At 72.5% G+C, this 7,215-nt stretch carries 6 protein-coding genes; 3 read left to right on the top strand and 3 right to left on the bottom strand.

Annotation, left to right across the window (positions count from 1 at the left end; genetic code table 11):
- Positions 1–12 precede the first annotated feature (12 nt).
- The gene (locus E1283_RS04550) at positions 13–1,638 is read right to left on the bottom strand and encodes an ABC-F family ATP-binding cassette domain-containing protein (protein WP_132816551.1); all 1,626 of its coding nucleotides are present in this window, start codon (positions 1,636–1,638) and stop codon (positions 13–15) included.
- A 121-nt stretch (positions 1,639–1,759) separates the two neighbouring features.
- Here E1283_RS04550 and E1283_RS04545 point away from each other — a divergent pair, with 121 nt between their 5' ends.
- Positions 1,760–2,614: a hypothetical protein gene (locus tag E1283_RS04545; RefSeq protein ID WP_132816550.1), complete on the top strand. Its 855-nt coding sequence runs from the start codon at positions 1,760–1,762 to the stop codon at positions 2,612–2,614.
- Positions 2,615–2,650: 36 nt separating this feature from the next.
- Here E1283_RS04545 and truA read toward each other — a convergent pair whose 3' ends face one another.
- Positions 2,651–3,505, bottom strand: a complete 855-nt coding sequence (truA, locus tag E1283_RS04540) for a tRNA pseudouridine(38-40) synthase TruA (RefSeq protein ID WP_132816549.1) — start codon at positions 3,503–3,505, stop codon at positions 2,651–2,653.
- Positions 3,506–3,586: 81 nt separating this feature from the next.
- On the opposite strand from truA, the gene E1283_RS04535 reads away from it, so the two are divergent.
- Entirely contained in the window at positions 3,587–3,841 is a 255-nt protein-coding gene (locus E1283_RS04535; protein ID WP_132816548.1) for a hypothetical protein, read from the top strand.
- Positions 3,838–4,716, top strand: coding sequence for a metal-dependent hydrolase (locus tag E1283_RS04530; protein ID WP_132816547.1), 879 nt, complete (start codon positions 3,838–3,840; stop codon positions 4,714–4,716). The genes E1283_RS04535 and E1283_RS04530 overlap by 4 nt, the downstream gene beginning before the upstream one ends.
- Before the next feature lie 60 nt (positions 4,717–4,776).
- Here the strand turns inward: E1283_RS04530 and gyrB are convergent, their stop codons facing one another.
- A complete protein-coding gene (gene gyrB, locus E1283_RS04525; RefSeq protein WP_132816546.1) occupies positions 4,777–6,822 on the bottom strand; it encodes a DNA topoisomerase (ATP-hydrolyzing) subunit B in 2,046 nt (681 codons plus the stop codon).
- Positions 6,823–7,215 lie beyond the last annotated feature (393 nt).

Here is a 7,215-nt window from a genome sequence, read left to right as displayed (position 1 = left end):
GGCCCAGCCCCCTCAGCCACGCTCCCGCGCGACCCGCCGCTCGTCCCAGACGGGCTCGGACGTCTCGCGCACCACGCCGTCCTCGCCGAACACCAGGAACCGGTCGAAGGAGCGCGCGAACCAGCGGTCGTGCGTCACCGCGAGCACCGTGCCCTCGAACGCCTCGAGCCCGTCCTGCAGCGCCTCCGCGCTCTCCAGGTCCAGGTTGTCCGTCGGCTCGTCCAGCAGCAGCGCGGTGGAGCCGTCGAGCTCCAGCAGCAGGATCTGGAAGCGGGCCTGCTGCCCACCGGAGAGCCGGTCGAAGGGCTGCTCGGCCTGCCGGTCGAGCTCGTAGCGGCGCAGCGCCGAGGTGGCGGCGCCCCGGTCCTTCGCGTGCTCGGTCCACAGGATGTCGAGCAGCGTCCTGCCGAGCAGCTCGGGGTGGGCGTGGGTCTGGGCGAAGTGCCCGGGCACCACGCGGGCGCCCAGCTTCCAGGCGCCGGTGTGCGCCACGTCGCCGTCGCCGGCGAGCAGCCGCAGGAAGTGCGACTTGCCCGAGCCGTTCGAGCCGAGCACCGCGACCCGCTCCCCGTAGAAGACCTCCAGGTCGAAGGGGCGCATCAGGCCGGTCAGCTCCAGACGCTCGCAGGTCACCGCGCGCAGCCCGGTACGGCCGCCGCGCAGCCGCATCCTGATGTCCTGCCGGCGCGGCGGCCGCTGTGGCGGGCCCGCCTCCTCGAACTTCCGCAGCCTGGTCTGCGCGGCCTTGTAGCGGGACGCCATCACGTCGCTGTTCGCCGCGTACTGCCGCATGTCGAGCACCAGCCGCTTCAGCTGGGCCCGCTTCTCCTCCCAGCGCCGCAGCAGCTCCTCGAACCGCTCGAACCGCCGTTCCCGCGCCTCGTGGTAGGTGCCGAAGCCGCCGCCGTGCGTCCAGACGTCCGAGTTCTCGACGCCCGGCTCGACGCTGACGATCTTGCGCGCGGCGCGGGCCAGCAGCTCGCGGTCGTGGGAGACGAACAGCACCGTCTTCCTGGTCTCCAGCAGCCGCTCCTCGAGCCACCGCTTGCCGGGCACGTCGAGGTAGTTGTCCGGCTCGTCGAGCAGCAGCACCTCGTCGCCGCCGCGCAGCAGCGCCTCCAGGACCAGCCGCTTCTGTTCGCCGCCCGAGAGGGTGCGCACCCGCCGCCACTGGGCCTTCTCGTACGGCGTGCCGAGCGCGGCCACCGTGCACATGTCCCAGACGGTCTCGGCCTCGTAGCCGCGGGCCTCGGCCCAGTCGGCGAGGGCCTGCGCGTAGGCGAGCTGCGCCGCCTCGTCGTCCCGCTCCATCACGGCCAGCTCGGCCTCGTCCACGGCGGTCGCGATCCGCCGCAGCTCGGGGGGCGCGACGGACACCAGCAGGTCGCGGACGGTGCGGTCGTCCCGCACCGAGCCGACGAACTGCGGCATCACGCCGAGCCCGCCGCTGACGGTGACGGTGCCGCCGGCCGGCCGCAGCTCCCCGGCGACGAGCCTCAGCAGCGTCGTCTTGCCGGCGCCGTTGGCCCCGACCAGCGCGGCGGCCTCGCCCTCGCCCACCCGGAACGACGCGTCGTCGAGCAGCACCCGCCCGTCCGGTAGCCGGTACTCCAGGTGCGCGACCTCGACATGTCCCATGAGGGCAGTCTGCCGCGCCCGGCCGCCGACACCCCACCGGTTTTCGCCCCGGATCCCCTTCGTGCCGGATACCAGAACATCAGCTGACCGGATCCGCCGCTCCCCCCGTAAACTGCCGCCCATGAGTTACGGGCAGGGGGGACCCCAGTGGGTTCCCGGGGGTTCGAACACGCCGGACTGGAGCGCGCTCGCCGCCGACGCGGAGCGGAACCGCTCCCGTAAACGCGGGTGGGTCGTCGTCGGCAGCGCGCTGGCCGCGGCGGCGGTGGGCACGGTGGTGGCGCTGGCCATCGTCAACCAGGGCGGGGACGGCGGCTCCTCCGCGTCCGACGGCCAGAACACCGAGCTGCCGGACGAGCCGACGGGCACCGCGAGCGACGACGCGTCGTTCGACGAGACGACCCTGCCGCCGCTCCCCCAGCCCCGGGAGTTCATCTCCGACGCCGACAAGGACATCGCGCCCTTCGAGGCCGATTCCTTCTTCGGCGGCGCCATGGAGATAGAGGGCCGCTCGTACGCGCAGGTCGCCTCCGACGCCACCGAGGGCTGCGCCGGCGCCGTCTCCGACGAGCTGGCCGCGGTGCTGACCGAGCACGGCTGCGCGTCCCTGCTGCGGGCCACCTACACGGCGGACGGCGTGGCCGTCACCGTCGGCGTCGCGCAGTTCCCGACCGAGGAGGACGCGGCCGCCGCCCGGGAGAGCGCGGCCGGCAACCTCCAGGCCCTGGTCGGCGGCGACGCCCCCTCCTTCTGCCAGCGCGGCGGCTGCCGCACCACCAACAACCAGGTGGGGCGCTACGCCTACTTCACGATCGCCGGCAACAGCGACGGCTCCCCGGACAGCGGCGACGGCACGCCGGCCCAGCAGGCCGCGCGGGACGGCAACGACCACGCCTTCTCGCGGATCATCCAGCGCGGTGAGGCCCAGGCGTCCGCGTCCGCCTCGGCGATCGTCGAGGACCGCAACAACGGGTAACCCCCGGGTTCGCTGCCGGGCGGCGCCTCAGGTGCCTCAGGTGCCTGCGGCGCCGCTCGGCAGCGAACGCACGTTCCGCGCCTCCCGGTTGCGCGCCTCCAGTTGGTCGTCGCGCGGGTAGGCCACCTGCTCCAGGGTCAGCCCGTGCGGCCGCACGACGTGCACCGCCGAGTCCCGCACCCGGCCGGCCAGCACCTTGCCCGGCCAGTCGGCCGGCCGGTGCCCGTCCCCGACGAACAGCAGGGCGCCGACGAGTGAGCGCACCATGTTGTGGCAGAACGCGTCGGCCTCGACCGTGCCCTCGACCACGCCGTCGGGCCGCCGCTCCCAGCGGAGCGCGCGCAGCGTGCGGATCGTCGTGGCGCCCTCGCGCTTCTTGCAGTAGGCCGCGAAGTCGTGTTCGCCGAGCAGCCGTTCCGACGCCTCGTTCATCGCCGCCACGTCGAGCGGCCAGTTGTGCCAGAGCACCGAGGCGTACTGGAGCGGGTCGACGCCGCCCGGGTGGTCGCCGACCCGGTACGCGTAGCGCCGCCAGATCGCCGAGAACCGCGCGTTGAAGTGCGGCGGCGCCTCGGCCGCGCGCCACACCCGGACATCGCTCGGCAGCCGCCCCGCCAGCCGCCGCACCAGCCGGTCCCGCTGCTCGAGCCAGACGGCCTCCGGCAGGTCCACGTGCGCCACCTGCCCGCGCGCGTGCACCCCGGCGTCCGTGCGCCCCGCGACGGTCAGTTCGAACCGGCGCGGCGACCGGGTCACGATCCGCAGCGCCTCCTCCAGCTCGCCCTGGACGGTGCGCAGGCCGGCCTGCCGTGCCCAGCCGGAGAAGTCGTGCCCGTTGTACGAAAGATCGAGTCGAACTCGGACAAACCCCGCCGCAACCTCGTCACTCACGGCTCCGATCCTCCCAGACCGGCGGCCTGCCGCCATACATACCCGGTAGATACTCAGTACATACTTGGTATGCTGCGCCCTATGCCAGAACAGCTGTTCGCACTGCCGGAGCCACCGGCATCGCCGGCATCGCCGGCTCCGCCACGACCGGCCGAACCGCCGCACCGCACCGGCCCGCCCGAGGCGATCGGCTACGCCGTGGCCGCGCTGGTCCTGGTGGTCGGCGGGGCCCTGTTCACCACGCCCGTCCTCAACTGGCTGGTCGGCCCGGCGATCTGCGTCCTGTGCGTGGCCACCGCCGGCCACCTCGCCGACCGCCGGAGCGACCCGTCATGAGCTGGGCGGCGCACGAGCTGGAGTCCTACCTGCTCCACAAGCACATCAGGACCAGGGTGTCCTTCCTGGCCATCCTCACCGGCTGCCTCGCCCCCGACATGCTCACCAAACTGCCGGTCTACGGCATCGAGTTGGGCAATCTGGTGATCAGGCCGGAGAACCCCTGGGAGTACCACAGGGGCTGGCCGGGCGCCGGCTTCACCCACTCGCTGCTGTTCGCCGCCGTCCTCGGCCTGCTGGTGCTGTGGATCTTCCGGAGCCGCGAATGGGCCCTCGGCCTCGCCGTCGGCACGGCGGCGCACGTGCTCACCGACATCTTCGACAGCGTCGGCACGATGCTGTTCTTCCCCTTCACCACCCAGCAGTACAGCACCGGCATGTGGGCCTACGCGGCCCAGGCCGGGCGCTACGGCGACGCCGCCGCCTACTACGGCAGCCTCGGCCTGGTCTGGGACCTGTTCTGGCTCACCCTGGCCCTCCTCGGCTTCCGGGCCCTGCGCGCCCGCTACTTCTTCGAGGAGGTCGTCCCGTCCGACCCCGCCTGGGGCTGGTTCCGCCGCCGCCTGCGCCTCTCCGACCGCGTCCTGCTGGCCCTGTACCGCGCCTACTTCGTCTACGGCGCCTGCCGTGTCGTCGGCTGGACCGCCTGGGTCCACCTGATCGAGGGCGCTCCGATGGACTGGACGTGGGGCGGCCCCTACTGGGTCGAGAAGGCCACGCTCGAACCCACCCCGCTCCCGGAACTCGTCACCGGCACCGCGATCGGCCTGGCCGGCCTGGCCACCGCGCTCTGGCTCCTGTGGCTCCTCCTCGGCCGCCGCCTGTGGGCCGCCGCGGCCCCCGAGCCCCGGGAGCCGGCGCGACTGGCCGCGTGAGCGTGCCCGCGACCCCACGCCCCCCCCGGGGTGCGAACGCGGCGGTGACTCAGAGGTGGCTCAGATGTCGAGGAAGCGCACGTCCTTGGCGTTGCGCTGGATGAAGGAGCGCCGGGCCTCGACGTCCTCGCCCATCAGGACGGAGAAGAGGGCGTCGGCGACGGCCGCGTCGTCGAGGGTGACCTGGCCCAGGACGCGGTGCTCCTGGTCCATGGTCGTGGTGCGCAGTTCCTCGGCGTTCATCTCGCCCAGGCCCTTGAACCGCTGGATCGAGTCGTCCCGCACCCGGCGGCCGCCCCGCCGGCCCCGTTCCAGGAGCACGTCCCGTTCCCGGTCGGAGTAGGCGTACTCCACGTGCTCCCGGCTCCACCTGATCTTGTAGAGCGGCGGGCGGGAGAGGTAGACGTGCCCGTGCTCGATCAGCGGCCGCATGAAGCGGAACAGGAAGGTGAGCAGCAGCGTGTTGATGTGCTGGCCGTCGACGTCGGCGTCCGCCATCAGAATGATCTTGTGGTACCGGAGCTTCTCGATGTCGAAGTCCTCGTGCACGCCCGTGCCGAACGCGGAGATCATCGACTGGACCTCCTGGTTGTGCAGGATCCTGTCGATGCGGGCCTTCTCGACGTTGAGGATCTTGCCGCGGATGGGAAGGATCGCCTGGTACCGCGGGTTGCGGCCGGACTTGGCCGAGCCGCCGGCGGAGTCGCCCTCGACGATGAAGATCTCGCTCCTCGCCGGATCGCTGGACTGGCAGTCGGACAGTTTGCCGGGCAGGGCGGCCGACTCCAGCAGGCCCTTGCGGCGGGTCAGGTCCCGTGCCTTGCGGGCCGCCAGCCGGGCGGTGGCCGCCTGGTTCGCCTTGCGGACGATGTCGGCCGCCTCGTGGGGGTTGCTGTCGAACCAGTGGGTCAGGTGCTCGTGCACGACCTTCTGCACGAACGTCCTGGCCTCGCTGTTGCCCAGCTTGGTCTTGGTCTGCCCCTCGAACTGCGGCTCGCCCAGCTTGACCGAGATGATCGCGGTCAGGCCCTCGCGGATGTCCTCGCCCGTGAGGTTGTCGTCCTTCTCGCGCAGCAGCCTCTTCTCCCGCGCGTACCGGTTGACGACCGTGGTCAGCGCCGTGCGGAAGCCCTCCTCGTGGGTGCCGCCCTCGTGGGTGTGGATGGCGTTGGCGTAGGAGTGGACGCTGTCGGCGAACTGGCTGTTCCACTGCAGCGCGACCTCCACCGACAGCAGCCGCCCGGTGTCCTCGGCGGCGATGGAGACGACGGAGGGGTGGACCGGCTCCCCCTTGCGGGCGGTGAGGTGGGCGACGAAGTCGGTGATACCGCCGTCGTAGCGGTGGGAGACCGTCTTCGCCGCCTGCCCCTCAGCGGTGTCGGGACCGGCTTCGTCGGCCCCCGCCGTCGCGCGGGCCGACTCGCGCTCGTCGGTGAGGGTCAGGGTCAGCCCCCGGTTGAGGAAGGCCATCTCCTGGAACCGTCGGGCCAGCGTCTCGAAGGAGTACTCGGTGGTCTCGAAGATGCCGCCGTCCGCCCAGAACGTCAGCGACGTGCCCGTCCTCGGGGTGGCCTCGTGACGGGCCAGCGGCGCGGTCGGCGCGCCGTCCCGGTACTCCTGGGTCCACCGGTGGCCGTCGGCCCGGATCTCCACCGACAGCCTGGTCGAGAGCGCGTTGACCACCGACAGGCCCACCCCGTGCAGACCGCCGGATACCGCGTACCCGCCGCCCCCGAACTTGCCGCCCGCGTGCAGCACCGTCAGCACGACCTCCACGGCCGGCTTCCCCTCCACCGGATGCGTGCCCACCGGGATGCCGCGCCCGTTGTCGACCACCCGTACGCCGCCGTCGGCCAGGATCGTCACGTCGATCCGGTCGGCCACCCCGGCCAGCACCTCGTCGACGGAGTTGTCCACGAGCTCCTGCACCAGATGGTGCAGCCCCCGCTCGCCCGTGGAGCCGATGTACATGCCGGGCCGCCTGCGCACGGCGTCGAGCCCGTCCAGGACGGTGATCGCGGTGGCGTCGTACGCGAGCGGCCCGGCATGGCCGTTCCGCTCGGCGCCGGAACCCTCGGGGACGGCGTGAGTGCCGAAAGTCGTCACATTACTCTCTTTTCAGGCACGGCAAACCACGCTTCCGCGCACCACGGCGCGAGAGCGGTCGGATCGCTGGACGGAAGACATGTCGCGGGCAGGCCGAAGAGGACCCCCGTGGGCCCGCCGACCCCGGCGCCGGGAGGGCGACGGGGTGCTTCCCAGAATACCGAAGGGCACCCGCGAACCCCGGGCGAGAAGGCTGACAGACGCCCCTCTCGCCACCGCGCGACCTGCCGGTCGATCCCCCCCTGCTCGATCGCCGCGAAAATCGCGGAGAACGCCCCCCAGGCGCCATCCGGACGCTTCGCCGGGTCGGGCCACTGGGACTTTTTCCAACGTGACGCTCCGCGGTCGCGAGCCGCCCCCGCGGCGGGCGACGGCCCACCCGCCGCGCCGCCG

Origin of the sequence: Streptomyces hainanensis, assembly GCF_004348415.1 — a bacterium.
Classification (GTDB): Bacteria; Actinomycetota; Actinomycetes; order Streptomycetales; family Streptomycetaceae; genus Streptomyces; species Streptomyces hainanensis.
The sequence above is the reverse complement of the archived record's forward strand: the minus strand, read 5'-3'. Positions and strand labels throughout refer to the sequence as shown.